23 protein-coding genes are annotated in these 26,620 nt (G+C 69.2%); 16 read left to right on the forward strand and 7 right to left on the reverse strand.

Annotated features, from left to right (window positions below; genetic code table 11):
• Window positions 1–226: 226 nt before the first annotated feature.
• The 4 genes from ACFYTQ_RS16175 (at window position 227) to ACFYTQ_RS16190 (ending at window position 5,191) form a co-directional block, all read left to right on the forward strand.
• Entirely contained in the window at window positions 227–1,030 is an 804-nt protein-coding gene (locus ACFYTQ_RS16175) for a Scr1 family TA system antitoxin-like transcriptional regulator (RefSeq protein ID WP_387361342.1), read from the forward strand.
• The gene (locus ACFYTQ_RS16180; protein WP_387361344.1) at window positions 1,012–1,221 is read left to right on the forward strand and encodes a DUF397 domain-containing protein; all 210 of its coding nucleotides are present in this window, start codon (window positions 1,012–1,014) and stop codon (window positions 1,219–1,221) included. The genes ACFYTQ_RS16175 and ACFYTQ_RS16180 overlap by 19 nt, the downstream gene beginning before the upstream one ends.
• 407 nt (window positions 1,222–1,628) lie before the next feature.
• On the forward strand, window positions 1,629–3,389 hold the full coding sequence (locus ACFYTQ_RS16185; protein ID WP_387361345.1) for a serine/threonine-protein kinase: 1,761 nt from the start codon (window positions 1,629–1,631) through the stop codon (window positions 3,387–3,389).
• Window positions 3,386–5,191, forward strand: a complete 1,806-nt coding sequence (locus tag ACFYTQ_RS16190) for a protein kinase (protein WP_387361347.1) — start codon at window positions 3,386–3,388, stop codon at window positions 5,189–5,191. The genes ACFYTQ_RS16185 and ACFYTQ_RS16190 overlap by 4 nt, the downstream gene beginning before the upstream one ends.
• A 5-nt stretch (window positions 5,192–5,196) precedes the next feature.
• Here ACFYTQ_RS16190 and ACFYTQ_RS16195 read toward each other — a convergent pair whose 3' ends face one another.
• Complete coding sequence (locus ACFYTQ_RS16195; RefSeq protein WP_387361349.1) at window positions 5,197–6,795, reverse strand: MFS transporter; 1,599 nt, start codon at window positions 6,793–6,795, stop codon at window positions 5,197–5,199.
• 433 nt (window positions 6,796–7,228) lie between these two features.
• Window positions 7,229–7,384: a hypothetical protein gene (locus ACFYTQ_RS16200; protein ID WP_387361351.1), complete on the reverse strand. Its 156-nt coding sequence runs from the start codon at window positions 7,382–7,384 to the stop codon at window positions 7,229–7,231.
• Window positions 7,385–7,402: 18 nt separating this feature from the next.
• On the opposite strand from ACFYTQ_RS16200, the gene ACFYTQ_RS16205 reads away from it, so the two are divergent.
• The 9 genes from ACFYTQ_RS16205 (at window position 7,403) to ACFYTQ_RS16245 (ending at window position 19,589) form a co-directional block, all read left to right on the forward strand.
• Complete coding sequence (locus ACFYTQ_RS16205) at window positions 7,403–8,338, forward strand: ParB/RepB/Spo0J family partition protein (protein WP_387361353.1); 936 nt, start codon at window positions 7,403–7,405, stop codon at window positions 8,336–8,338.
• A gap of 152 nt (window positions 8,339–8,490) precedes the next feature.
• Window positions 8,491–10,320, forward strand: coding sequence for an acyl-CoA dehydrogenase (locus ACFYTQ_RS16210; protein ID WP_387361355.1), 1,830 nt, complete (start codon window positions 8,491–8,493; stop codon window positions 10,318–10,320).
• Between the two features lie 293 nt (window positions 10,321–10,613).
• Window positions 10,614–11,972 (forward strand): TrpB-like pyridoxal phosphate-dependent enzyme, encoded by a 1,359-nt coding sequence (locus tag ACFYTQ_RS16215; RefSeq protein WP_387361357.1) that lies wholly within the window; start codon window positions 10,614–10,616, stop codon window positions 11,970–11,972.
• Window positions 11,969–13,576 (forward strand): aldehyde dehydrogenase family protein, encoded by a 1,608-nt coding sequence (locus ACFYTQ_RS16220; protein WP_387361359.1) that lies wholly within the window; start codon window positions 11,969–11,971, stop codon window positions 13,574–13,576. Before ACFYTQ_RS16215 ends, ACFYTQ_RS16220 begins: the two co-directional genes overlap by 4 nt.
• A gap of 4 nt (window positions 13,577–13,580) precedes the next feature.
• On the forward strand, window positions 13,581–15,023 hold the full coding sequence (locus ACFYTQ_RS16225) for an NAD(P)/FAD-dependent oxidoreductase (RefSeq protein ID WP_387361361.1): 1,443 nt from the start codon (window positions 13,581–13,583) through the stop codon (window positions 15,021–15,023).
• 26 nt (window positions 15,024–15,049) lie between these two features.
• Entirely contained in the window at window positions 15,050–16,480 is a 1,431-nt protein-coding gene (locus tag ACFYTQ_RS16230; protein ID WP_387361363.1) for a flavin monoamine oxidase family protein, read from the forward strand.
• The gene (locus ACFYTQ_RS16235) at window positions 16,461–18,188 is read left to right on the forward strand and encodes an AMP-binding protein (protein ID WP_387361365.1); all 1,728 of its coding nucleotides are present in this window, start codon (window positions 16,461–16,463) and stop codon (window positions 18,186–18,188) included. Before ACFYTQ_RS16230 ends, ACFYTQ_RS16235 begins: the two co-directional genes overlap by 20 nt.
• A 15-nt stretch (window positions 18,189–18,203) precedes the next feature.
• Window positions 18,204–18,674, forward strand: coding sequence for a nitroreductase/quinone reductase family protein (locus ACFYTQ_RS16240; protein WP_387361367.1), 471 nt, complete (start codon window positions 18,204–18,206; stop codon window positions 18,672–18,674).
• A gap of 15 nt (window positions 18,675–18,689) precedes the next feature.
• Window positions 18,690–19,589, forward strand: a complete 900-nt coding sequence (locus tag ACFYTQ_RS16245; protein WP_387361369.1) for an alpha/beta fold hydrolase — start codon at window positions 18,690–18,692, stop codon at window positions 19,587–19,589.
• Here ACFYTQ_RS16245 and ACFYTQ_RS16250 read toward each other — a convergent pair.
• The gene (locus ACFYTQ_RS16250; RefSeq protein WP_387361371.1) at window positions 19,501–20,433 is read right to left on the reverse strand and encodes an alpha/beta hydrolase; all 933 of its coding nucleotides are present in this window, start codon (window positions 20,431–20,433) and stop codon (window positions 19,501–19,503) included. The genes ACFYTQ_RS16245 and ACFYTQ_RS16250 overlap by 89 nt on opposite strands.
• Window positions 20,434–20,574: 141 nt before the next feature.
• Here ACFYTQ_RS16250 and ACFYTQ_RS16255 point away from each other — a divergent pair, with 141 nt between their 5' ends.
• Window positions 20,575–21,360, forward strand: coding sequence for a nuclear transport factor 2 family protein (locus ACFYTQ_RS16255; RefSeq protein ID WP_387361373.1), 786 nt, complete (start codon window positions 20,575–20,577; stop codon window positions 21,358–21,360).
• Window positions 21,361–21,476: 116 nt separating this feature from the next.
• A complete protein-coding gene (locus ACFYTQ_RS16260) occupies window positions 21,477–23,171 on the forward strand; it encodes an Eco57I restriction-modification methylase domain-containing protein (RefSeq protein ID WP_387361374.1) in 1,695 nt (564 codons plus the stop codon).
• Here ACFYTQ_RS16260 and ACFYTQ_RS16265 read toward each other — a convergent pair.
• The 4 genes from ACFYTQ_RS16265 to ACFYTQ_RS16280 form a co-directional block, all read right to left on the reverse strand.
• Window positions 23,161–23,787: a TetR/AcrR family transcriptional regulator gene (locus ACFYTQ_RS16265; protein ID WP_387361376.1), complete on the reverse strand. Its 627-nt coding sequence runs from the start codon at window positions 23,785–23,787 to the stop codon at window positions 23,161–23,163. The genes ACFYTQ_RS16260 and ACFYTQ_RS16265 overlap by 11 nt on opposite strands.
• A gap of 78 nt (window positions 23,788–23,865) precedes the next feature.
• Window positions 23,866–24,045 (reverse strand): hypothetical protein, encoded by a 180-nt coding sequence (locus ACFYTQ_RS16270; RefSeq protein ID WP_387361378.1) that lies wholly within the window; start codon window positions 24,043–24,045, stop codon window positions 23,866–23,868.
• A gap of 129 nt (window positions 24,046–24,174) precedes the next feature.
• Entirely contained in the window at window positions 24,175–24,690 is a 516-nt protein-coding gene (locus tag ACFYTQ_RS16275; protein WP_387361380.1) for a gamma carbonic anhydrase family protein, read from the reverse strand.
• Window positions 24,691–24,700: 10 nt separating this feature from the next.
• A complete protein-coding gene (locus tag ACFYTQ_RS16280; protein ID WP_387361382.1) occupies window positions 24,701–25,651 on the reverse strand; it encodes a GlxA family transcriptional regulator in 951 nt (316 codons plus the stop codon).
• Between the two features lie 71 nt (window positions 25,652–25,722).
• Between ACFYTQ_RS16280 and ACFYTQ_RS16285 the strand changes: the two genes are divergently transcribed.
• Window positions 25,723–26,490, forward strand: a complete 768-nt coding sequence (locus tag ACFYTQ_RS16285) for an MBL fold metallo-hydrolase (RefSeq protein ID WP_387361384.1) — start codon at window positions 25,723–25,725, stop codon at window positions 26,488–26,490.
• The last annotated feature ends 130 nt before the right edge of the window (window positions 26,491–26,620 follow it).

Genomic DNA, 26,620 nt, shown 5'->3' on the forward strand with positions numbered 1-26,620 from the left:
TGGGCCGGTTGACTCCGATCGAATTCGAAACCATCATGTCCCCAGCAGCCCGACAGGCTGCCTAACCACTGTCACCCAAACGTGCAGCAGCCCCCAACGACTCTCGATCGGATAACCGTTGAATCATCATCTCAGCTCCTGTCCATCCGAGGTGTGTGCCGAGATATAGCTTGGCTGCTGGATATGATCGACACCACGGAAGGTATGAGATAGATATGATGCCTCCATGCGACGTGAGCGACTCATCCAGGCGCGCAAGAGTTCTGGTAGGAACCAAGAGCAGATAGCCGAAGTCGTGGGAGTGGATCGCACGACATTGGGCAAATGGGAGCGCGGAGAGAGCACTCCGCACCCCAATCAAAGAGCCACCTATGCCAGAGCCTTGGGCGTGACGCTCCAAGAGTTGGATGCGATGCTCTATGGCGCTCCGAAGGGAGGACCCGATGAGATGCCGGATTGGCTCTCGACGTACCTCGGCATGGAGCAGTCTGCGATCGAGATCGACACTCACGAACCCCGTGCCGTGCATGGGCTCTTGCAGACCCCGGATTACGCGCGAGAGTTGGTGAGAAGAATAGGACTCGGAGGCTCGTCGGAGACGTATGTCAGAACTGCCGTCGAGCAGCGTGTGAACCGACAGAAACGGGTGCGAAACGGGGACCTCAAACTCGTTGTGATTCAGCCGGAGTCGTCGCTCCACCTTGTCGTCGGAGATGCTGCGACGATGGCCGCGCAGCTCGACGCTGTCGTGGAACTGTCTCGGCTCCCCAATGTTTCTGTGCTGGTCACGACCTATGACGTTGGGCAGTACGAAGCTCGACGTGTCGGGCCGATTAGCATCATGACACACCCGTGGGGCAAGCCACGGGTGTACATCGAGACGTGGAAAGGCGCTGAAGATACAACCGATGACGACGAAGTGAAGTACTTCCGAGGCGCATTCGAACAAGCTTCGAGGTTGGCTTTGCCTCCCGAGAAGTCACGTAACTTTATAGCTAGGCTGGCAGAAGAATGGAGCGCAAGACTGTGAACGACCACCTACGGTGGCGGAAGTCATCTTTCACCGATCACAATTGTGTAGAGGTAGCAGAAGCGCCGACGGGCGAGATCCTGGTCAGGAACTCCAACAACCGCGCCGCTGGAACGCTGGCCTTCACCCGCCCTGAATTCGCCGCTTGGGTCAAGGGGTGCGCAGCGGGAGAGTTCGACGACTTGGCGTAATCAGCCTTCACGAGCGGGTGTCCTCATTCATTCTTCACGGGAGACGTCTTGTGCGCCACGGTCTTCGAGTGGCCTCTGTGAGGCATTTATGAGCGGGTGCCGTCCCCGGCCCGGGGTTCCTCGCTCGCTTCACGCGGTCAAAGGGTGCTCGATATGCCCGCCTACGCGCCGTTCCCGTTGGTGTTGTCGGTGATGTTCGGGTGGATCGTCTACGAGCGCCGCGCCTCGATCCTCGCGCTGCGGTCCCTGGTCACCCGGTGACGACGCCGTAGAGACGGAACGATCGGCTGGCCTTGTGGCCCGTCGGTCGTTTTCGGCGTTGTCCGGCAGGGGTGCACAGGTCGGTCGCCCTTGCCGGACAACCCCGTCGTTCTGCGGTAATCTCCTGGCAGAAGGAGGTTTTCGCGGTGAGGTTGGTGGCCGGGGATGTTTTCGCCGGGTACCGGATTGTGCGGTTGGTGGGGGTGGGTGGGATGGGGGAGGTGTATCTGGCGGAGCATCCGCGGTTGCCTCGGTGGGATGCGGTGAAGATTCTGGATCCGGGGTTGGGGGGTGATCCTGAGTTCCGGTTGCGGTTTCTGCGGGAGGGGGAATTGGCCGCGCGGCTGGAGCATCCGAATGTGGTGTCCATCTATGATCGCGGGGCCGAGGGGGAGGTGCTGTGGATCGCGATGCGGTATGTGGAGGGGGCGGATCTGGCCGAGCTCGCTCGGGGCGGGGTGTCGCCGGAGCGGGCGGTGCGGATCATCGGGCAGGCCGCGCGCGGGCTCGACGCCGCGCATCGGGCGGGGCTGCTGCATCGGGATGTGAAGCCCGCCAACATCCTTGTCGCCGCCGGTGACGACGGCTCCGACATCGTCCGCATCACCGACTTCGGCATCGCCCGGCAGCTCGACGCCGGGACCTCGATCACTGCCTCCGGCGCCATCGCGGCCAGCCTCGCCTACGCCGCCCCGGAACAACTGAGCGGCGACCCGCTGAGCCCCCGCACCGACGTCTACGCCCTCGGCTGCACCCTTTTCGAAATCCTCACTGGCCGAACCCCTTTCGGCCGTCGCCCGGTAGCGGCCCTCGTGCACGCCCACTTGAGCGAACCGCGCCCACGCCCCTCCACCCTCGCCCCGATCCCACCCGCCATGGACGCCGTGATCGCCCGCGCCATGGCCAAGGACCCGGCCCACCGCTTCGCCAGCTGCGGGGAACTGGCCGCGGCCGCCGCCGAAGCCCTCACCGCCCCGCGCTGGCCCCGGTCGGCCTCGGCGGGGCCGGACTCGGCGCGGCTCGTCGGGCCTGAGTCCGTGCGGGCGGGGTCGGGTTCCGTGCGGTCTGCCTGGCCCGAGTTAACCTCGGCGGGGCCAGATTCGGCGCGGTTCGGCGGGCCTGAGTCCGCCCAGTCGGGGTCGGGTTCGGTGGGGCCGGATTCGGCGCGGTTCGGCGGGCCTGAGTCCGCCCAGTCGGGGTCGGGTTCGGTGCGGTCGGCTAGGCCGGAATCAGGTTGGGCAGGGTCTGGTTCGGTGCGGCCGTTCGGGGCCGAGTCGACGTCGGCGGGACCAGGTTGGCGCGAATCGCACTCCGCGCCAAGGCATTCAACGGGCTCCCTTGGGTTGCGGGTGGCGGTTGTGGTGGGGGTGCTGGTTCTGGCGGGGGCGGCGGTGGTGGCCGGGGTGCGGTTCGGTGGGGGTGTTTCCGGACATCCGGTGGCCGCGTCGACGACGACCACGACGGCGGCCGCGACCACGACGCCCGCCGAATCGGCCTGGGGTCCGGCGGCCTACATCGTGGCGGCCTTTCCCCGATTGCTACCCCCAGACCCCGAGGGGACGGGCTACCAGGGAATGCGATGCGCCCTGAACGACGATCGCGGTACCTGGTTGCACTGTCCGACCGATGAACCCGGGCATTTCAGCGTGAACATCCACTGTTCACCGGACCGCCGGGCGGTCACCTACAGCGCGGATCGGACGGGGCTGGCCGATCTGCACGAGGAGCGGTGGGCGCGGCCCTCGGGCACCGGCACGGTGCGCTGGGCATCGGACAGTCTGGCCGGATTCGGTTTGCTGGACATCGCTTTCGACGATCCCGGCCGGAACTTCTGCGTGGTCGGCGCGTCCGGCGGCAGCGGGGGACGCGATGTGTACGACAACTGGTGGGCGGGCGCGCCGCTGTGAGCGAGGATATCGGGCCGGGCGGATACCGGATCGAACGGGTGCTCGGCTCGGGCGGGATGGGCACGGTGTATCTGGCCCGGCATCCGCGGTTGCCGCGCTCGGTGGCCTTGAAGGTGGTCGACCGGGCCGCCGACGCCGAGTTTCGCGCCCGGTTCACCCGGGAGGCCGAACTCGCCGCCCGCGTCGATCATCCGAATGTGGTGGAGGTCTACGACCGCGGCAGCGATGGGGACCGGCCGTGGATCGCCATGCGCTACGTCGCGGGGACCGATGTGCGCGCGCTGATCCGGCAAGGGCCGCACGGACTTCCGCCCGCCCGGGCGCTGGGCATTCTGGAGCAGGCGGCCGCCGGGCTCGACGCCGCGCACCGCCGGGGCCTGATCCACCGCGACGTCAAACCCGCGAATCTGCTGGTGGGCGACGACGACGGGACGGACCACGTCTTCGTCACCGATTTCGGCATCGCGCGCGCGGGCGACGACCCGGTCCGGCTCACCGCCACCGGAGCCCTGGTCGCCACGCTCGCCTACGTCGCCCCCGAGCAGATCTTCGGCGCGCCCGTCGACCACCGCGCCGACATCTACTCGCTGGGCTGCACCTTGTTCGAAATGCTCACCGGCACCGTCCCTTTCGCCCGCCCGGCCCCCGCCGCGATAGTCGCGGCCCACCTGAACGACCCGCCGCCGCGACCCTCCGAATCCGACCCCACCCTGCCCCCGGCCATCGACGAGGTCATCGCCCGCGCCCTGGCCAAGGACCCGCGCCTCCGCTACCCCACCTGCGCCGCCCTGGCCGCCGCCGCCCGGCAGGCCCTCGCCCCGCGCCCGACTTCGTCCCTGTCCCAACAACATCCGGGCACGCAGGCGAGCCCATCGTCGCCGCGCGAGGTCTCGCACTCGACTCCCTCACCGCCGCAGGACATTCCACATCCACCCGCTGGTTCTGCGACGCAGCCGCACGGCATTCCATATCCTGCCGCTGGCTCGAGTTCATCGTCGCATGGCATTTCGCACACTGCTACGGGCTCGGGTTCGTCGTCGTGGGGCGGGTCACGTCCGACCGCGGACCCGATCGGATCATCGGGAGGTGCTGTCTCGTACTCGGTCGGCGGGCCGCCGCGGGACGATGTGTATTCCCCCGTGGGTTCGACCGCGCCGTCGGGACGCGGAGCCACCGTATCCGGACGGGGGAGCGGCATCCGCCGGACCGTCCTGCTCGCACTCGGCCTCGCCACGGTCGTCGGAACAGCCCTCGCGGCAACGATTCTCGCCACGCGGGACGACCCCGGGCCGCACCCGCTCCCGACCACCACGATGGCGGCACCGGCCACGGCATCCCCGCCGTCCACCACGAGCACGCGCCCCGGCGTCACCGCGTGGGGCCGGGACAACGATCTCGTCGCCCTCTTCCCGGGACTGCTGCCACCCACCCCGCAACAGCCGGGTTACCAAGGCGCACACTGCGAGGACCTGAACGTGCTCGACAACGGCGGCGCTCCGGCCGTCAGCTGCACCCAGGACAATGGCATCGAGTGGACGGTCTGGTCGTTCCGGCGCGGCGATCCGCGCCGGGATTCGATGTTCGCCACCGATATCGCCAATGACACCACCCGCGAACAGGTTTGGTCGCGGCCGTCGGGTACGGGCCGGGTACGGACGAGCTACTACCCGGGCGGCAATACCGGACTGCTGACGGTCGCGTTCGACGATCCGGCCCGCGCCTGGGTCGTGATCGACGTCGGCTGGGACCACCACACCGGCCAGGACCTGACCGAGCAGTGGTTCGCGAACGCGCCGATCTGACGGGCTCAGGACGAAACGGGCCGCGCGGGCCGTTCCTCCTCGTTCTCGTCCACCTCCGGCGGCACCCCGCTCAGCGCGCTCTCGTGCAGGCTCTTGTTGGTGAGGGTGAAGACCGCGATGATCGCGGCGACGAAACCGAAGATCGCGCACATGGTCATCGTCTGATGGAAGCCCTCGGTGAAGGCGAACCGGCCGTCGGCCACGATCTGCTCGGCCACTTGCGGCGCGGGCGCGCCCCCGGCGACGGTCTCGATGGCGCCCGCGCTGATGGCCGAACCCGCCTCGTGCGCTTGCGGTCCCAGCGCCGCGCCCATCTGGGTCTGCTCGAACGAGTGGATCACCCGGTTCTCGAAGAACGACCCGGCCACCGCGAGCCCGAGCGCGATGCCCACCTGCTGGAACGTCTCGTTGATCCCCGACGCGACCCCGGCCCGCGCGGGCTCGAAGACGCCGATGGACAGCGCCGCGCGCGCGGGCTGGAAGGTGCCCATGCCGACCCCGGCCGCGACGAGCGCGGGAATGAGCTGCACCCAGGTGCCGTGCGCGTCGCTGAGCCGGGTCAACAGCAGGCCCGCCCCGATGGTGACGAACGCCAGCGACAGGATGATCCGGAACGGCACCCGCTGGATGAGCGGACCCGCGAGCGCGCCCGCGACGAACATGGCCGCGGTCATCGGCAGGAACCGCAGGCCCGCCTCCCACGCCGAATTGTGCAGCACGCTCTGCATATACGTGGTCGCGATGAAGATGAACGGCATCCCGCCCGCGTTCATGATCAGCGTCGCGACGCACAACCCCAGGAACGTGCGCCCGCGCAACATGGTCAGATCGAGCATGGCCCGCTCCGAGCGCGCCCGCGCGATCACCAGGAACACGATCAGGAACACCACCGAAACCGCGTACAGCACAACGTTGCTCACCGAGAACCAGCCGTCGGCGTTGCCGCGGATGATGGCCAGCACGATCGCCGACAGCGAGATGGTGAACGCGACCATGCCCGCCACATCCGGCGGCACCGACTTGGCGAGCCGGGATTCGCGCAGCTTCGTCCAGGCGAGCGGCAGCATGACCAGGCCGATGGGGACGTTCATCAGGAAGATCCAGCGCCAGCCCGGACCGGCGGTGAGCGCGCCGCCGATGAGCGGTCCGGCCGCGGCGGCGATACCGGTCGCGGCGCCGAACACCGAGAACGCCTGTGCCCGTTCCTTACCGTGGAACTCGTGGCCCAGCAGCGCCGGGCCGACGGCGTACATGATCGCCGCGCCGACGCCCTGCACACCGCGACTGATGTTGAGCGCCAAGCTGTTCAGCGCCAGACCGCAGGCCAGGGAGGCGACGGTGAACACGAGCAGACCGAGGACGAAGACCCGCTTGCGGCCGTACCGGTCGGCCACCGATCCCGAGGTGACCAGGAACGCGGCCAGGGTGAGCGCGTAGGCGTCGAAGACCCACTGCAGATCGCTGAAGCTGGAGTGCAGGGACCGCTGGATGCTCGGCAGCGCCACCGCGACGATGCTGAGATCGAGGATGAGCATGAAGGTGCTCACCGAGACGAGTGCCAGGGTCCACCAGCGTACCGACGATCGGGATCGGGTCGTTGCCATGCTGCCTCCGCGAGTGGTTGAACTGGGGGGAGCCGATGACACAGGAGAGCACTGGTCGGTCACCGTTTGGTACAGGGGCGACTATACAGAGGGGCACTTGTGCGTTCAATCGTAAAAGCAGCTGTTTCCGATGCCGATCACCGTGACTTTTTTCCGCTGATACGGGTGCGCCGCCGCAGTTCTGCAAGGTTCGCATCGCGTCCCTACGCACAAGGTGAACCCGGTGGTAGCATTCGGTTGGTATCTGAGACGGGGGAGGTTCTGTTAACTGGCAGTTACTACCATGCAATAGTCCCTTGAAATCCGCGATGCGACACGAAGCATCCCTTCGTCGTCGTCTCCCGGAATTCTCTGCTGTTCGCCTGCGCGGTTAGCGGTACCGCTGTTCGGGGGCGGCGAACTTCGAGACAACTTTGTGGGGACACTTGACATTTCACCGCTTCGGCCGCGAGGCGAGGAATTCGATCGCTCTGCCCGGCAGTCCAGTGGGCTCGATATGGACCGCCTTGTCGAGGGTGTCGTCGGAACGATCAGCACAGACATCACCTGTTAGCAGGAGGGTAATAGGATGAGCGTAAACGATGACCATGGCCCGGATGATGAAATTATGCGTTTCGGGTATCGGACGGGTCAACCGGAGCTGATCAGCGAAGTGGGCGAGCTGGCGATCTCGGAGATCGTGGGGAGTATTTCACCGCGTATCGCCGGCGAGGATGTGGCCCACACTGAACTTCTGGCACGCTCCTACGACGTGCTGCCGCCGATCCTGGTGCACCGCGCCTCGATGCGCGTGATCGATGGGACGCATCGGGTGCGGGCGGCGACCCTGGCGGGCAAGGACGTCGTGCGGGTGCGCTACTTCGACGGGACCGAGGAGGACGCGTTTCTCCTGTCGGTGCGGTTGAATATCGCGCACGGCCTGCCGCTGTCGCTGGCCGATCGCCGGGCCGCCGCTCGAAGGATGCTGCGGATCCATCCGGAATGGTCGGATCGCAAGGTGGGGTTGGCCGCGGGCCTGGACCACAAGACCGTCGGTTCGATCCGCCGCGACCCGAGTGGGGAAATTCCCCAGTTGGCCGCCCGGCAGGGGCGCGACGGCCGGGTGCGGCCCGTGCGCAACCGCTCCCGACCACGGCGTTCCCCGGCGAAGGCGACCGAGACCGAGGCGAATTCGACGGGTCATGATTCCGGGGAGGCGCCCGCCGGGCGGGTCAGCGAGTTGTGGTCCGGCGCCGCGCGGGGCGGTCGCCCACGGCCCGAGCGCGGTGCGGTATTCGATCGAGAAGCCATTATCGCGAGCCTGAAAGCGGACCCCTCGCTTCGTTTCAGCGAGGCGGGGAGAATGCTCATCCGCTGGTTGGATGCCAGCCCGCGCACCGGCGAGGAATTGAGCCGGATCGTCGATCAAACGCCCGAACATTGCCTCGATATCATTGCGGCGCTGGCCGCGTGTAATGCGGAAAAATGGAGCGAGATCGAGGCGAAGTTGAACAGCAGGAAACGCCGCGCCTGGGACGAGGGGAAGTCCGGAAAGGCGCTCTGAATCCTCCCGATGACCCGTCCGGGAACGCTCCGACTGCTTGCACCGGGCCGATCCCTCGAATACTTTGAGAAGTAACGGCGTGGTTCTTCTCGAGGTATTCCCGCGTGACCGCATCCGGCAATGTGCGGATCCAGTATTGGAGTAGTATTGTCATGGGTCATTATATAGCCGATATCCGCGATCTGGAATTCAATCTGTTCGAGGTGCTGGGCATCGGTTCGGTCCTGGGGAAGGACGCGTTCGGGGAGCTCGACGACGACGCCGTCCGCGACATCCTGCGCGAGGTCCGCCGCCTCGCCGAGGGTCCGCTGGGCGAGGCGTTCGCCGACGGCGACCGGAATCCGCCCGTCTTCCATCCCGAGACGCACAGCGTGTCGCTGCCGGAATCGTTCAAGGCCGCGTGCCGGACCCTGATCGACGGCGGCTGGGACAAGCTGGGCGTCGCCGCGGATCTGGGCGGGATCACCGTGCCCGCGGCGGTGTTCTGGGCGGTTGCCGAACTGGTGCTGGGCTCCCAGCCCGCCGCCTTCATGTACACCATGGCCGGGGCGGGCTTCGCCAACATCTTCCACCGCCTCGGGACCGAGGAGCAGAAGGGTTGGGCGAGACTCGCCGTGGCGCAGGGCTGGGGCGCCACCATGGTGCTCACCGAGCCCGACGCCGGGTCCGATGTGGGCGCGGGCCGCACCAAGGCGATCCAGCAGGAGGACGGCTCCTGGCACATCGAGGGCGTCAAGCGGTTCATCACCTCCGCCGACTCCGACGATCTGTTCCCGAACATCATGCATCTGGTGCTGGCCCGCCCCGAGGGCGCCGGGCCGGGGACGAAGGGCCTGTCGCTGTTCTTCGTGCCGAAGTTCCACTTCGACCACGAGACCGGTGAGCTGGGCGAGCGCAACGGCGTGTTCGTGACCAACGTCGAGCACAAGATGGGCCTGAAGGTCTCCGCGACCTGCGAGGTCACCTTCGGCGGCCACGGCGTCCCGGCCAAGGGCTGGCTGGTGGGCGAGGTGCACGACGGGATCCGCCAGATGTTCGACGTCATCGAGGTGTCGCGAATGATGGTGGGCACCAAGGCCGTTGCCACCCTGTCGACCGGCTACCGCAACGCGCTCGCCTACGCGAGACAGCGGGTGCAGGGCCCGGATATGACGAGGCTGGCCGATCCCTCCGCGCCGCGGGTGCCGATCGTGCGACATCCGGACGTGCGGCGGGCGCTGCTGTTCCAGAAGGCGTACGCCGAGGGTCTGCGGGCGATCTACCTGTACACGGCCGCGCATCAGGATCCCGTTGTGGCCGAACGGGTTTCGGGTGCCGACGCGGATCTGGCGGCACGGGTGAACGATCTGCTGCTGCCGATCGTGAAGGGCGTGGGTTCGGAGCGGGCCTACCAGTACCTGACCGAGTCGTTGCAGACCCTGGGCGGGTCGGGGTTCCTGCAGGATTACCCGATCGAGCAGTACATCCGGGATTCGAAGATCGACTCGCTGTACGAGGGCACGACCGCGATCCAGGCGCAGGACTTCTTCTTCCGCAAGATCGCGCGTGATCGTGGTGTCGCGTTGGGTCATGTGGCGGGGCAGATCCAGACGTTCATCGACTCCGAGGCGGGCAACGGCCGGTTGAAGGGGGAGCGCAAGCTGCTGGCGACCGCGCTCGAGGATGTGCAGGCGATGGCGGCGACGCTGACCGGGCATCTGATGGGCGCGCAGGAGGATCCGGCCGAGTTGTACAAGGTCGGTCTGGGTTCGGTGCGGTTCCTGCTGGCCGTGGGTGATCTGCTGATCGGCTGGCAGCTGCTGCGGCAGGCCGAGGTCGCCCTGGCCGCGTTGGACGGTGGTTCGACCGAGCCGTTCTATCAGGGCAAGGTCGCCACCGCGCAGTTCTTCGCCCGCAACGTGCTGCCCCTGCTGAGCGCGACGCGGACGGTGCTGTCCGCGCTCGACAACGACGTCATGACGCTCGACGACGCGGCCCTCTGAGCCGATTTGCTTTGTGCCCGAAAACAACTCGTCCTTCCGCCGACGGCGGATGGTACCTCGCGCCGACGAAGGAGGTGGCGAAAAACGTACACCGTGCGGTCTCGCACGGTCTTGGGTGGAACGTAGGACCTTGATAGGGTGAGTCGGATCGCCGAGATTCCACTTACGCCGCAACACTTTCCGTCGTACCCAGTTGTCGCGCACCACGTCCGCGCGCCCATGTCGGTCGCGCGCCGGAGCGCCTACGCACTCGTGTGCCATGTTCACAGTTCGCATTTCCCAGAGGGGGACACATGAACTTCTCCGCACCCTCCGACCGCGTCGATCTGCCCATCGATCGCATTCCGGAACGGTGGTACAACGTGATTCCGGATCTGCCGCGGCTGCCGGAGCGCTACATCGACAACTCCACCGGTCAGCCCGTGACCAACGAGTACCTCGAGCGGTTGCTGGTGAAAGCCCTTGCGGCGCAGGAAACCTCGATGGAACGGTGGATCACCATTCCGGAGCCGGTGCGCGACGCCTACAAGCTGTGGCGGCCCACCCCGCTGATCCGGGCCCGCGCCCTGGAGCGGGAACTCGACACCCCCGCGCAGATCTGGTTCAAGTACGAGGCGACGTCGCCGACCGGTAGCCACAAGCTGAATTCGGCTCTGGCGCAGGCGTATTACGCCAAGCGCGACGGCCACACCAAGCTGGTCACCGACACCGGCGCGGGTCAGTGGGGCAGCGCGCTGGCGTTGGCCTGCCGTTTGATGGGCCTGGATCTGCTCGTCTACATGGTGCGCGCGAGTTACCACCAGAAGCCCTACCGCCGCCACCTCATCGAGACCTACGGCGCCGAGGTCCGCCCCAGCCCCAGCGACACCACGGAATTCGGCCGCAACCTGCTGGCCGAGTACCCGAACCACCCCGGCAGCGAGGCCACGGCGGTCAGTGAGGCGCTCGAGACGGTCTACTCCGACGAGGGCGCGCGCTTCGCGGTCGGCGCGTTCGCGAACTTCTGCCTGATGCACCACACGGTCATCGGCCTGGAGCTGCGCGAACAGCTCGAGATCATCGGCCGCAAGCCCGACTACCTCATCGCGTCGGTCGGCTGCGGATCCAACCTGGGCGGGTTCGCATTCCCGTTCCTCACCGACAAGATGAACGGCGACGACCTCACCATCCTGGCCGCCGAGCCGGACGCCTGCGCGCCGCTGACCAAGGGCGAGTTCCGGCTGGACTTCGCCGACGCGTCGGGTAAGGGCCCGGGTGTGCACACCTACACCCTCGGCCACGACTTCGTGCCGCCGCCGATCCACGCCGGTGGCCTGCGCTACCACGGCTGCGCGCCGCTGGTCGGCCTCATCCGCAACGCCGGGCTGCTCGACGCGGTCGCCTACCCGCAGACCCAGATCTTCGACGCCGCAACGACTTTCGCCCGCTTGCAGGGTTACGTCCCGGCGCCGGAGAGCGCGCACGCCATCCGCGCGGCGATCGATGTCGCGCTGGAGTGCAAGCGCACCGGGCGGGAGGCCACCATCGTGTTCAACTACAGCGGGCACGGCCTGCTCGATCTCGAGGCGTACGGCCGCTACCACGCGGGCCTGCTGCGCGATGTCGAGGAAGAGGACTTCATCGCCCCGCAGCTCGAGGAGCTGAAGGCATGAGGACCTACCCGCTCTACATCGACGGCAAGGACGTCGACGGGGACGGCTGGACCTACGTGGTCAAGGCGTCGGCCCTGCTGCGCGACGTCACCGCCGCCTTCAACCTCAAGCGCGGCCTGGAACTGGGTCAGGTCAAGCCCGAGGACGCCACCGAGGACGTGGTCGGGCGCTGCGCGACCAGCTCCGACGAGCACCACCGCCGGGCGCTCGAGGCCGCCCGGCGGGCCGCGCGCGACCTGCGGGCGTTCCCGCTGGACAAGCGCAAGGCGATCGTCAACGAGTTCAACAAGACGCTGGCCGAGCGGTCCGGCGAGATGACGGAAATCCTGATCGCCGAGGGACATCCGCGCAAACTCGCCCAGTGGGAGATCAGCGGCATGTTGCGTGGCTGCGACGACGCCACCATCGACTGGTACGTCCAGCAGCTGCACCAGACCTTCGAGGTGGACGGCCGCAAGGTCGAGCTGATCCGCAAGCCCGACGGGGTGGTGTGCGTGAACCCGCCGCAGAACGCGGCCGGTTCCAACGGCACCCTCGGCCTGCTGGCGATCCTGACCGGCAACGCCATCGTGGTGAAGGCGCCGCGCTCGACCCCGTTGAGCGTCATGTTCGTCTACCGCGAGCTGCTGGCCCCGATCCTCGAAAAGCACGGCGCCCCACCGGGAACGCTGAACCTGATCAGCGCCGGGACGGAGCCGCTGCTGCGCAGCTGGATGGCCAGCCCCCTGGTCGACGACGTGTTCTTCTTCGGCGACAGCGCCGTGGGCCTGAAGATCGGCGAGGAGTGCCTGCGCAACGGCAAGAAGGCGATCCTCGAACTGTCCGGCAACGACGGGCTGATCGTCTGGGACGACGCGGATCTCGACGCGGCGGCCCGGGCGCTCGAGGAGAGTTTCTTCGGCTCCAGCCAGATCTGCATGGTGCCGAAGTACGCGATCGTGCATCCGGCCGTCGCCGACAAGTTCATCGACATCTTCACCGAGCGGGTCCGCGCGCTGAAGGTCGGCTACCCCGAGGATCCGGACGTGCTGCTGAGTCCGGTGCTCAAGACCGACCGCTTCTTCGACTACCTGTCCGAGGCGCGCGGCCAGGGCGCCGAATTGCTGTGCGGCGGTGAGCGAGTCGACGTCGAGGGCAAACCCTCGGCGATGGGCATGTTCATCCAGCCCACGGTGCTGCGGGTCGACGGCCTCGAGACGGCGCGCGAACTGTCGGCGGTGCGCGAGGAGACGTTCTTCCCGCTGCTGCCGATCGTGGTGCCGGAGTCGGGCCGCGGCGAGGACCTGCTCGACGACGTCATCGAATTCGTCAACGCCAACCACTACGGGCTGCGCAACTCGTTCTGGACCGGCAGCGACGACGTCGCGCGCCGATTCTCGGTCGAGGTGGTCAACGGCGGTCAGCTGAAGATCAACGACTCGCACATCGGGTTCACGTCCTACATCTCCACCCACGGCGGCACGGGCCGCACCGGTGGGGCCTACGGCGAGCTGAACTACGTCGGCCTGCGCACCACCCACATCCAGGGTGTGGCGTGGGGCGACGGCGATCCCCGCCCGTTGGATCCGCGGGTCCTGCAAGCCGACGAGACGATCAGGAGCTGATCCCATGTCGCTTTCCCTGTCGGAGAACGGCGCGACCGCGAACCGCGTGGGCGACGGCGAGCACTTCGATGTGATCATCATCGGATCGCGGTGCGCGGGAGCGCCGTTGGCGACGCTGCTCGCCCGCGCGGGGGTGCGGGTCGTGGTGCTCGAGCAGGCGACGTTTCCGCAGGAGACGCTGTCCTCGCATCTGATGGAGGCGGACGCCCTGTCGTTCCTGAAGCGGCTGGGCCTGCTGAAGCAGATCGAGGCGACGGGGGTGCGGTTCCATCAGCGGGCCGACATCCTCATCAACGACCTGCGCATCCGCGCCCCGTTCACGCTCAAGTTCGACGACCTCGGCGGGACCACGTTCCTGCGGCGACACCTGCTCGACGCGATCCTCGCCGACGGGGCCGTCGAGGCCGGGGCCGATGTCCGGATGGGCACCAAGGTCGTCGAGGTGCTGCGGGACAACGGCCGGGTGTCCGGCGTGCGCGTGCAGCGCCGGGGCCGGGAGGGCGGCGACAAGACCAGCACCCTGCACGCCCCGTTGGTGGTGGGCGCGGACGGGCGCAACTCGACCCTCGCCGCGGCGGTCGGGTCGCGCAAGTACAACCTCACCCCCAACGGGCGGTCGTACTACTTCACCTTCTTCGAGGACTGGAACCCGGACTACGCCGACTCCTTCCTGTTCCATCGGTGGGGTGACCGGATGGTGTGGGGCGGGCCCGCCGACAGCGACCTGTTCCTGCTCGGCGTCTCGCCCGAGATGCACGAGCGCGACGAGTTCCGCACCGACACCGAGCGAATGTTGCTGGCGCACATGCGCAGTTGTGAGCCCGCGTTCGACGCGCTCGGGAAGGCGAAGATCGCCACCAAGATCTCCGGCATCCGCAGGTTCGAGGGCTACTACCGCGAGCCCATCGGACCGGGCTGGGTGCTGGTCGGCGACGCCGGGCACTTCAAGGATCCCGCGCTGGGCCGCGGCATCGGCGACGCGTTCATCCAGGCCGAGGCGCTCGCCCCGCGGATCGTCGCCGGGCTGGGCGGCGCCGCGGGCGGGGTCGACGTGCAGCTGCGGCACTGGGCGGACTGGCGCGACGAGCGCTTCGCCGGGCACTACTGGCTGACCACCGATCTCGGTGCGGCCGGGGCGATTCCGGCGATGATCACCGAGCGGATCCGGTTGTTGCAGGCCAACGGCGAACTCGACGTGTTCTTCGACCTGTTCTATCACCGGTCGAGTTACTACGACGTGTTCTCCCTGCCGCGCCTGGCCGAGTCGACGCTGCGGCTGCTGGTCTCGGGCCGCGAACCGCGCGGCCCGCTGCTGCGGGAGTCCCTGCCGCTGCTGGCCCGGGAACTGCGCCGCCGGTGGATCAATCGGCATCCGTCGTTCGCCCCGGGCGAGAACGGCGATCCGGCACGTCGGGCCGCGAATTCCCGTGCGCTCGAACACAGTTAGTCCCGGACGGTAGGAGAGGAGCCGCCATGCAGCACGATCGAGAAATTTCCGAGGCGGTCGACGTCGTCATCGTCGGCGCGGGCCTGGCCGGGCTGACCGCCGCCCGGGACCTGCGCCGCGCGGGACATTCGGTGCGGATACTCGAGGCCACCGATCACGTGGGCGGCCGCGTGATCGGGGTCCCGATCGGCGACGGCGAGACGATCGAGGCCGGGGGACAGTGGCTGGGCCCCACCCAGGACAACGTCCTGGGCCTGGTCGAGGAGCTGGGCCTGCGCACCTACAAGCAGCGCGTCGCGGGGGACCACCTCTACTACCGGCACGGCGAGCTGTCCCGGTACGACTCGGCGGTCGGGCCGATCCCGCCGATCACCGAGGACGCGCTCGCCGAGATCGGCACGACGATCGCGCGTCTACAGGAACTCGCCGAGGGCGTGGACCCGGCCGCGCCGTGGACCGCGCCGCAGGCCGCGGAGTGGGACAAGATCACCTTCCGCGAGTGGGCCGAGACGGTGACGACCACCGAGGACGCCCGCATGCTCGTCGACTACGTCACCCGCAACACCAATACCGGTGAGACGGGCCAACTTTCGCTGCTGCACATGGTCCGGTACGTGGCGGCCGCGGGCAACGCCGAGACCCCGGGCTCGCTGCTGCGGGTCGTGGTCACCCGCGACGGGGCCTCCCAGTTCCGGATCGTCGGCGGCTCCCAGCTCATTCCGCGGCGCCTCGGCGAGGAGCTGAGCGACGTGCTGACGCTGTCGGCGCCCGTGCGCTCGATCCGCGAGGACGGCGACACCGTGCTGGTCGAGGCGGGCGACGCGGTGATCCGGGCCCGCCGGGTGATCTTCGCTGCCTCGCCGGAGGCGTCGTCGCGCGTCACCTACGATCCGCCGCTGCCGCCCGCGCGGACCGAACTGACCCGGCGGCTGCTGCACGGCGCGCAGATCAAGGTCAACGTGGTGTACGACCGGCCGTTCTGGCGCGACGCCGACCTGTCCGGGTACGTGTGCAGCGACACCGGACCCGCCGCCAACGTCTGGGACAACACGCCCGAATCGGGCACGCCGGGTGTGCTGGTGTGCTTCGTGAAGGGAGACGCGGCCAACGCCCTCGACGACGAGGACGACAGCGTCGTGCGGGAGCGGATTCTCGGCAACCTCACCACGTATTTCGGTGCGGCGGCGGGTGATCCGCGCGAGGTGATCATCCGGCGCTGGCACCTCGAACCGTATGTGTGGGGCTGCCCGGGTTCGCTCGCCGGGCCGGGTCTGCTGACCGAGTACGGTGCGGCGCTGGCCGCGCCCGTCGGTCGAATCCATTGGGCGGGAACCGAAACCGCCACCTATTGGCAGGGCTTCATGGACGGCGCGATCGGCTCCGGACATCGGGTGGCCGCCGAGGTGGCCGAGGTGCTGAGCAACAGAGGTGAGACGTATGCCATCAGCGGTAAATGAACGCGTGGTGACCAGCGACGAGGCTCGGTCGTCCTTCTCGATCGACCAACGACGGACGAGCCCGGCGGCGCTGCTGAGCGGGCAGTTCACCCGCGACCGGGTGCCGTTGCGCAAACCCGTGAACGCGGGTCTGATCGCCGAGCTGGCGGCCGAGCGGTTCGGCCGCACGCCGGTCTATCTCGACAGCCCGTTCCTGTGGGATCCGCAGCAGCGGCTCGAACTCGACTACGTCGAATTCGCCGAACTGGTCCGGAATTTCTCGGCCGTGCTGTACGAGGCCGGGGTGCGGCGCTGGGATCGGGTGGCGATCGTCAAGACGCCGAACTACGACATCCAGGCCCTGGCCGCGGCCGCCGCCCGGATCGGCGCGATCCCGGCCCTCATCTCGGCCAAGCTCGACTCCGACATCATCAACATCCTGCTCGAGCGGGTGCGGCCCAAGGTCGTGATCACCGATACCGAGGTGGCCCGCTACGTCGGGTTGACCGAGGCCCGCCTGCGTGAGCTGTCGGCGATCGCCATCGCGCCCATCGACGGCGGCGTCCCGCTCGAAAAGCTCTGGGGCGCAACCGTTCCCGATCCCTCCCCGCTGCGCGAGGAGGATCCGATGGTGATCACCCACACCTCGAGCACCACGGGTGTGTCGAAGCTGGCCGAGGCGTCGGCGAAGGGCGTGTCCTGGATCGGGCTGATGGAGTCGATCTTCCCGTTCGCGCACGGCCCGAACGAGCTGTTCGGCAGCGTCATCTCGCATGTGCACATCCGCGCGGTGATCAATTTCCTGGCGACGTTCTCGCGGGGGACGCCGCTGCTGGGCGTGGCCGATCCGAGCAACGAGAACATCGCCGACATCTTCGGCCGGTACCGGCCCACGATCGTCGAGGCGCATCCGAACAAGTTCATGGACTGGGAGGAGATCGCCGACCACCCGAACGATCCGTTCGCCTCGGTTCGGGTGTACTTCAACACCTTCGACGCCATCCATCCCCGGACCATCCAGCGGTTGCTGGAGGCGTCGAAGCGCCGGTTCCCGGTGTGGTTGCAGTGCTACGGCATGACCGAGGTGCAGGCGGTGACCGTGCGTCCCTACACGCGGGCGAGCGCGGCCCGCTCGGCGCGGGACAATTCGCGCAGCGTCGGCTGGGAGCTGCCCGGCGTGCGGGCCCGCATCGCCGACCCGGAGACCGGGAAGCGGCGGCGCGACCAGAGCGAGCCCGGCATGATCCAGGTGAAGACGCCCTCGCGGGCGCTGTCGTTCGTCGGCACCCCGGAGAAGTTCTCCGAACGCCGCCACGGCAAGTGGTTCGACACCGGCGACTGGGGCCGGCGCGGCAAGTGGGGTCAGCTCGAGGTGCTCGACCGGGTGGCCGACCGCATCGAGGGCGTGCAGAGCTGCCTGTGGATCGAAGACCAACTGCTGGACGGGATTCCGGACGCCGAGGAGATCGTGGTCGTGCCCGACGGCGACGGCAAACCGGTGCCGGTGATCTGTATGCGGCCGGGCCGGTCGCTGGATCCCGACGTGTGGCAGAAGGCCAGCCGGGGCATCACCGGACTGGGCGAGCCGTTCGAGGTCACCCCGGAGGCCCTGCATCGCACCGCGACCGCCAAGGCGCGGCGCTACCTGCTGACCGAACTGGTCAAGCGGGAGGACCACCGGCGGGCCCAGGAACTCCAGCGCGAGATCGTGCTGCGTGACGGCGCGTGACGACGGACGGTGACGGTGAAAGTACTTCCCACCAAGGCCCGGGCCCGGCTCGACCACATCGCGGCGCAACTGCCGGTGGCGCACCTGTTCTCGCGCACGCACGCGCGCGTGTTCCGGTGGAGTCGCGGCCGGATCGCCCCGCGCTGGGGCGGCACGCCGATCCTGGTGCTGGAGACCCGGGGCCGCAAGACCGGTAAGACGCGCCTGGCGCCGGTGATCTATCTGCGGGACGGATCGGATCTGGTGGTGTTCGCCGCGGCGGCGGGTTCGGACAAGGCCCCGGCGTGGTGGCGCAATCTCCAGGCCGAACCCCGCGCGACGGTCACGTTGCGCGGGGACGGCCGGGTCCGGGTCCGGGCGCGCCGGGCGGAACCGGCCGAGCGGGAACGGCTCTGGCCGCGGTTCGTCGCCGGACATCCGGCGGCGGAGTTGTTCGCGACCTACACCAGCCGCGACATCCCGATGGTCATCCTCGAACCGGCCTGAACGCCGAGGAGTCCCGTGCCGACGCCCGATTCCGCGATCCTGTGGCAGGACCACGCCGACGCCGCGGCGCCGGTGGCGATCGTGTTGCCCGCCATGGGTGTTCGCGCGGGGTACTACCGTCCGTTCGCGGACGCCCTCGTGGCCGAGGGTTTCCACAGTGCCGTGGTCGAGCTGCGCGGCCAGGGCAGGACCGACCCCGCCCCGCGCCGCGGCACCGACCACGGCTTCGCCGAACTGGTCACCGAAGACCTGCCCGCGGCCCTCGCGGCGGCCCGCGATCGATTTCCCGCATCGCCGCTGCTGCTCGTCGGGCACAGCCTCGGCGGTCATCTCGCGGCCCTGTACGCGGCGACGGCAACCGGTGCTCGCACCCGCTCCACCGAGACGTCGGCGGCTGTCGCCCAAGCGTTTTCGAGTGTGGCCGGGGTGGTCATGATCGCGGCCGATTCGCCGTATCACCGGGTGTACGGGGCGCGCGGGCCGGAGATTCTCGCCACCACGCAGTTCGCCGCCGCGGTCGCGCGTGTGCTCGGGTACTTCCCCGGCGACAAGCTCGGTGGGCTCGGCGCGCAGCCGCGGCGGCTCATGCTGGAATGGGCGCATCTCGCGCGCACCGGCCGCTACGACATCGCCGGAATGCCCTGCGCCGAGGACGAACTCGGCCGGGTGCGGCTGCCGGTGCTGGCGATCTCCGTGGCGGGGGATCGGGTCGCGCCGCCCGCGTCGGTGGACCACCTGGTCGGCAAGCTCGGGCGCGCGGAGGCCCAGCGGTGGCATCTGACGCGGGACGCCGTCGACGGGGCGAACCTGAACCACGTCACCTGGGTCAAGCGGTCCGGCCCGGTGGCCGCGCGGATCGCGTCCTGGTGGGCGACGAAACCAGCCGCCGCCGAAGGAAACTCAGCTGAGCGGTGACGGCGGCGTCGAATCCGTCCAGGAAACCCGCGTAGTGGCCGCCGGGCAGGCGGACGACCTCGCCGTGCGGGGCGCGCCGCCCGGCACGCGCCGCGGGCTCGTGCGGGGCGACGCCGTCCTCCTCGTGCACCAGAACCAGCAGCGGCACAGCGATTCTCGGGGCGACCCGGCCGGGCCGATCGAAGCCGATCCGCACGGCCGACCGCGCCGCGACCTCGGGCCGCCACCGGTACTCGCCGCGCGGATCGAGCGCGCGCGGGCCGTTGCGGGAGTCGGCGGTGGTCAGCGCCGCCACACTTCCGGCCGGACCGGTCAACGGGACCAGCAGCGGGGCGCGCCCGACGGCCGTGGCCGCCACATCCCGGCTCGCCGCGAGCACGAGTCGGCCCATCGCGCGTAAGGGCGTCTCGCGCAGGGCATTACGAATCCCGGCCCATCCGTCGGCGTTCGGCGCGAAGGCGATGGCCGCGCCCAGCTCCGGGTGCTCGGCCGCCACCCGCAGGACATGACCGCCCGACGCGGAGAACCCCCAGATCGCGATCCGGCGCGGATCCACCCCGTCGAGCGTGCGGGCGCGGGCGAGCGCCGCGTCCCAGTCCCGCAGCTGCTCCCGGAATCGCACCACCTGCCGGGGGCCGCCGCCGCTCGCGCCCAGCCCGCGATAGTCGAAGGCGAGCACGCCGAACCCCGCCGCCGCGAAGGCCCGCGCGAAGCGATCGGTACCCGGCTCCTTGGGCACGCCCAGACCCGCCGCCATCACCACGCAGGTCCCGTTGGATCCGGGATAGTGCCAGGCCGCGCAGCGGACCCCGGCGCTGTCGAACGCGACGGACACTCGTTCCACCAAGGCTCCTCCAGAGGTAGGGGACAGCCGACGGGTACGCGAACGCTCGCCGACTCTAATGCCCGAAATGTCGTGTGCCAGGGAGTCCGCGCTGGTGGCGGCGTGTTGAGCGAAAATAGAACGAGTTATAAGTTGGAGCCCATGTCGCATCCCGAGTCCGAGGCCGAACTGCTCGCGACCGTCGAACGATCCCCGCGGGCGGTGGCCGCCCACGACCGCGCGGCCTGGGTGGGCCTGTTCACCCCGACGGCCCGCGTGGAGGATCCGGTCGGCTCCCGGCCGCACATCGGCACGGCCGCGATCGAGCGGTTCCACGACACCTTCATCGGCCCCAACACCATCGTCTTCCGGGTCGAGCACGACATCGTGTGCGGCACGACCGTATTCCGCGATCTGTCCATCGAGATCACCATGTCGACGGGCGTGACCCTCACGGTGCCCATGCATCTGCGCTACGACCTGTCCCGGATCGCGGGGGAGTGGCGCATCGCCGGGCTGCGCGCGCACTGGGAACTGCCGACGATGATCGGCCAGCTGCTGACCGCCGGGCGGGCGGGACTCGCCGCCGCGCCGCTCGTCGGAGCCCGCCTGATCCGGCACCAAGGGCTCGGGGGCACAATCGGATTCGCGCGCGGGTTCCTCCGGGTGGGTGCGGCAGGGAAGCGCGCGGCCGTGGACACGCTCGCGGCGCTCGGGCAAGGAAAGCCCCTGTCCCCGAACATCGTTCTCGAATGGCCCGTCGGAAACCCCGTCGGCGCAGGCGAATTCGCCGCCCGTGCGCGCGGACTGGAGATCGGCAAGACCCTCGCCGCGGGCCGCTTCGTCACCGCCACCGTCGAGACCCCGACCGGACGCGGCATCGCCGAGATCGAGGTCGCTCGCCGGGCCGGGCACACCGCGGCGATTCGCGTGTATTCGACCGGCTGAGCGCCCGCTCGCCCGGCGACATCGATTGCGAATGGACATCAGTCCAGGTAGACACGCCGAATATCTACCCACGGGTCGGCTTGTTTCGAGGGCGGGACGCGGATGCGGCGGGCAGAATGCCGGATGTGGATGGCTGGGGCGGGCGAGCGGCGGAGGAGCGCAAGCGGCACGGACGGCACTACACGCCCGAGCGGCTGGCGGAGTTCCTCGCGGCGCGGCTGCTCGCGCAGGCGGTGCCCGCCGGGCCGGGTGAGCTGAGCATTCTCGACCCCGCGTGCGGGGACGGCGAGCTGTTGCTGGCCGCGCGGCGGGTGGCTCGCGCGCGCTTCCCGGGCGTGCGGGTGCGGCTGATCGGATACGACATGGACGAGACCGCGATCGCGGTGGCCGCCGCCCGGGAGCCGGACGTCGAATGGCACGTCGGCGATTTCCTGCACGCGGCGACCACGCTCGCCGACGCGCGGTTCGACGTGGTGATCGCGAATCCGCCTTACGTGCGCACCCAGCAACTCGGCGCGGAGACCGCCCGACTGCTCAGCCGCCGGTTCAGTCTGCAGGGCCGGATCGATCTGACCCATCCGTTCGTCGCGAGCCTGCCCCGCCTGCTGCGGCCCGGAGGCGTGCTGGGGTTGTTGTGCGCCAACCGATTTCTGACCACCAAGGCGGGCGCGAATCTGCGCGAGCTGCTGTGCGCGGAGCTGTCGCCGGTGGAACTGTACGACCTCGGCGACACCCGGCTGTTCGAGGCCGCGGTGCTGCCCGCGATCACCATCGCGGTCCGGGCGGAGCGGGCGGCGCCGTGCCGCTACGTCTCGGCGTACGAGGTGCCCGACGGCGCGCCCACCGGCGACGCGGACCTGTTCGCGGTGCTGAACGAGCCGCGCGACTGCCTGATCGACCACGACGGCCGCTGCGTCGCCATCGAGGTCGGCACCCTCGAGACGGGCCGCGCGTCCACGCCCCGGCCCGCGGGCGCGGCGGTCGACTACTCGGTGCCGTGGCGGATGTCGCGGCCGGGCACCGACGACTGGCTGCGGCGAGTCGGCAACGGCACCTGGAAGACCTTCGGCGAACTCGCGCGAATCCGGGTGGGCATCAAGACGACCGCCGATCGGGTGTTCATCTCCGACCAGTGGGAGCACCGGGAGCCGCGCCCGGAACCGGAGTTGCTGTTCGATCTGCTCACCCATCACGACATGGCCCCGTGGCGGGTGGCCCGCGCCCGCGACACCCGGGTGCTCTATCCCTACGACGTCACCCAACCCCGGCGCACCCCGGTCGATCTCGCGCTGTTCCCCGGCGCCGCGGCCTATCTCGGCGAGCACAAGGACACCCTTGCCGCGCGGAACTATCTGGCCGCGAGTGGACGCGAATGGTTCGAGATCTGGGTGCCGCAGCGGCCGCATCTGTGGCGGCTGCCCAAACTGGTGTTCCCCGACATCAGCGTGCTGCCCCGGTTCGCGCTCGACCGCAGCGGCGCGATCGTCAACGGCGACTGCTACTGGATCTCGGTGCCCGACCTCGGCGCGGATCGGGTCGCGAATCTCATGATGGGCGTGGCGAATTCGACGCTGGGGCTGCGGTTCTACGACGCGGTGTGCGGCAACCGGCTCTACGCGGGACGGCGGCGCTGGATCACCCAATACGTGGCGCGGCTGCCCGTCCCCGATCCCTCGACCCCGGCCGCGATCGCGCTGGCCGAGTTGGTGCGCACCTTCGTCGACGGCGCGCCGGTGGCGACGGCCGAACTGGACGAGCGGGTGGCCGCGGCCTTCGAAATGGATTCGCTGACAGCGACTTTCACTCCGTGACGCGCGTGGTGTGCACCATCGGCAGCAGCGTGCGGCGGGCGAAGTCGCGGGCGGCGCCCTCGTCGCCCAGCGGGATGAGCCCGTCGGGCGTGAGCGCCAGCGACTGGGCCAGCCGGGCCATGATCTCCGCGACCAGGTCCGGATCGAAGTCCAGTTCGTCGCCGGGATCGCGCAGCGCGCGCAGCTTCTCGGCGAGATAGGCGCGGCCCACCGCGAGGATCGGACCGGCCTCGGTGGTCAGACGCGGCAGGATGACCTCGGGTTCGGTGCGCAACAGGCGTTGCAGCAGTTCGTTGCGGGCCAGCAGGGTGATGAACGCGACGAACACCTCCACCAACTGATCCGCGCCGTCGTCGATCGAGCCCACCCGCTGCTCGATCTCGGCCACGAACAGCTGCGCCTCCCGCACGCCGACCGCCTCGACCAGATCGTTCTTCGACTCGAACCGGCGATACAGGGTGGCCGGGCTGATGCCGGCGCGGCGCGCGATCTCGCCCATGCTGGTGCGCTTGATGCCGAAGTCGAGGAATGCCGACAGGGCGCTCTCGAGCAACTGTTCGCCGTCGGAGCGCGGCTTCTCCAGGATGCGCGCCAGAATGGGTGGGACGGTGGGCATCGGAGACTCCAGTCGATCGGCGGACACCGCGTCGATGCGGAAGGCGGACGGTCATTATCTCACCTCCGCCCGGGGCCCCTACCGCAGGTCGAGCGCCGCCATCTCCCACTCGATCGCGTTGGCCGCGAAATCGCTGCCGCAGCAACGTAACTCGTGCACCCTGCGGTGCAGGGCCTCGATTCCCCCCGGCTGCGCCGCGATATCGGCCACGCTGACCCGTCCCTGGAATCGGTGCATACCGGACTGCTCGTACGCCACCGTACAACCTCCTGCTTGCCCTCGCCGCGGACCGCTGGGCGGACGGGCTCGCCGACAGGTCCGCACCTCGGCCACGCACCGAAATGCTAACAAGAGTGATGAAATTTCATTCGAGAGCTGTGGTCCGACTCACAGCTCTTTCGCGTCGCGGTGCAGGGTGAGGTTGTGCAGATAGACCTGCGCGTTGAGCCGGATCCGTTCCCGCTCGGCCTCGCCCAGTTCGCGGCGCACCTTGCCGGGCACGCCCGCGACCAGTGAGCCGGGCGGGATCTCGGCGTTCTCGGGGATGAGCGCGTTGGCCGCGATCAGGCTGCCCGCACCGATCACCGCGCCGTTGAGCACGGTCGCGCCCATGCCGACCAGCACGTCGTCGCCGATCGTGCAGCCGTGCAGAATCGCGTTGTGCCCCACCGAGACTCCGCGGCCCACAGTCAGCGGGAAACCGGGGTCGGCGTGCAGCACGCAGCCGTCCTGGATATTGGTCTCCGCGCCGACGGCGATGTCCTCGAGATCGCCGCGCAGCACCGCGCCGTACCAGACGCCGACCCGCTCGGCCAGGCGCACCCGCCCGATCACGGTGGCGTTCGGCGCGATCCACGCGCTCTCGTCGATCGTCGGGACGTGCTCACCCAGTTGAATTCTCATGGTGGTGAACCTAGTTGTTCTTGAACGCGGCGCGGTGGGCGGCCGGGGACAGCCCGAGGGTGCGGTGGAAGTGGTGGCGCAGATTCACCGCGGTGCCCAGCCCCGCGTCGGCGGCGACGCGATCCATGGTGTCGTCGGTGGATTCGAGCAGCAGCCGCGCGCGGTCGACCCGCTGCTGCAACAGCCACTGCTGCGGGCTCGAACCGGTGCGCTCGCGGAAGCGCCGGGTGAAGGTGCGCCGCGACATGAGCGCCGTGCGGGCCCAGCCGTCGAGGTCGATCGGTTCGCTCAAATGCCCACGCGCCCAAACCATCGCGTGTTCGATCGGGTCGTCGTCGGTGTCGTCGGGGACGGCGACCGGAATGTACTGCGCCTGCGAGCCGCCGCGATAGGGCGCGAGGACGAGGGTGCGGGCCAGTTCGGTGGCCATCCGGCTGCCGTGGTCGCTCCGGACCAGATGCAGGCAGCAGTCCAGGGCCGCGGCCACCCCGGCGGAGGTGACCAGATCGCCGAGATCGGTCCACAACCGGTCGGCGCGCACCCGCACGGCGGGGAAGGCGGCCGACAGGCGCGCGGCGGCCGACCAGTGCGTGGTGATCTCGCGGCCGTCGGCCAGGCCGGTGCTCGCGATCGCGAAGGCACCCAGGCACAGTCCGACGACGCGCGCGCCGCGGTCGTGCGCGGTCCGCACCGCGTCGCGCACCTCGGGCGTGGGTTCGAGATCCGGTCGCCAACTGGGGACGACGACGGTGTCGGCGGCCGCCAGCGTGTCCAGGCCATGGCGCACGTACAGCTCGAAATCGCCCGGCGTGCACACGATTCCGGGTGTCTCGGCGCAGGTGTGCACCCGGTACGGGGCCGAGGCCGCGGTGCTCGTGCCGATCCGGCCGAACACCAGGCCCGGGATGGACAGGTGGAACGGGCTGATGCCGTCGAAGGCGAGCACGGCGACCGAATGCATGGCCTGATTTTAGCGGAGCGCGGCCTTCGGGCCACTGTCGTGCCGGTCGCGCCGCGCCGAGACTGGTCCGCATGACGAACACGATCTCCACCACCGTCGCCCTGCTGCACATCGGCGGACCCACCGTCCGATTCCGGTACGGCGCGCTCACTTTCCTCGTCGATCCGACCTTCGACGAACCCGGCGACTACCCCCTGGGCCCGGTGACGCTGCACAAGCTGACCGGTCCCGCGATCCCCGCCGATCGGGTGGGCCCGGTCGACGTGGCGCTGGTGTCGCACGATCAGCACGCGGACAACCTCGATCACGGCGGCCGGGCCTTCCTGGCGGGGGTGCCGCTGGTGCTTTCCACTGTGGAGGCGGCCGAGCGCATGGAAGACGTTAGGGGCCTGCCCAATTGGGACACCGTCGAGATCGGTGGCGTCACGGTGACGGGAGTCCCGGCCCTGCACGGACCCGAGGGCGCCGAGGCGCTGTCGGGCCCGGTCACCGGTTTCGTGCTGCGGGCGGCGGGCCTGCCGACGGTCTACGTCTCCGGCGACAACGCCTCGGTCGACCTCGTCGCCGAGATCGCGGCCCGGGTCGGCCGCATCGATATCGCCCTGCTGAACGTGGGCGCGGGCAATGTCGGACGGTACGGCGACGTGGACGTCACCCTCAACGCGCGCACGGCGGTCGAGGCGGCCCGCGCGCTCGGTGACGCGGTGATCGTGCCCGTGCACGCCGAGGGCTGGGCGCACTTCACCGAGACGCTGGACCACTTGCGGCGCGCGTTCGGCTACGCGGGTCTGGCCGACCGGCTGCACATCCCGCCGCTCGGTGTGGAGATCACGGTGTGACACCCATTCCGGTTGCCGATTGATTGCGATCCGGCGAATCGCCGACGCCGGATCGCGCGGGGCACCGTGCCGGTGGTCCACCATTGGCCTATGAGTATCGACGTGCCACCGGACGATCGCGCCGGGTGCC

The organism is Nocardia sp. NPDC004068 (assembly GCF_042874315.1).
GTDB lineage: Bacteria > Actinomycetota > Actinomycetes > Mycobacteriales > Mycobacteriaceae > Nocardia.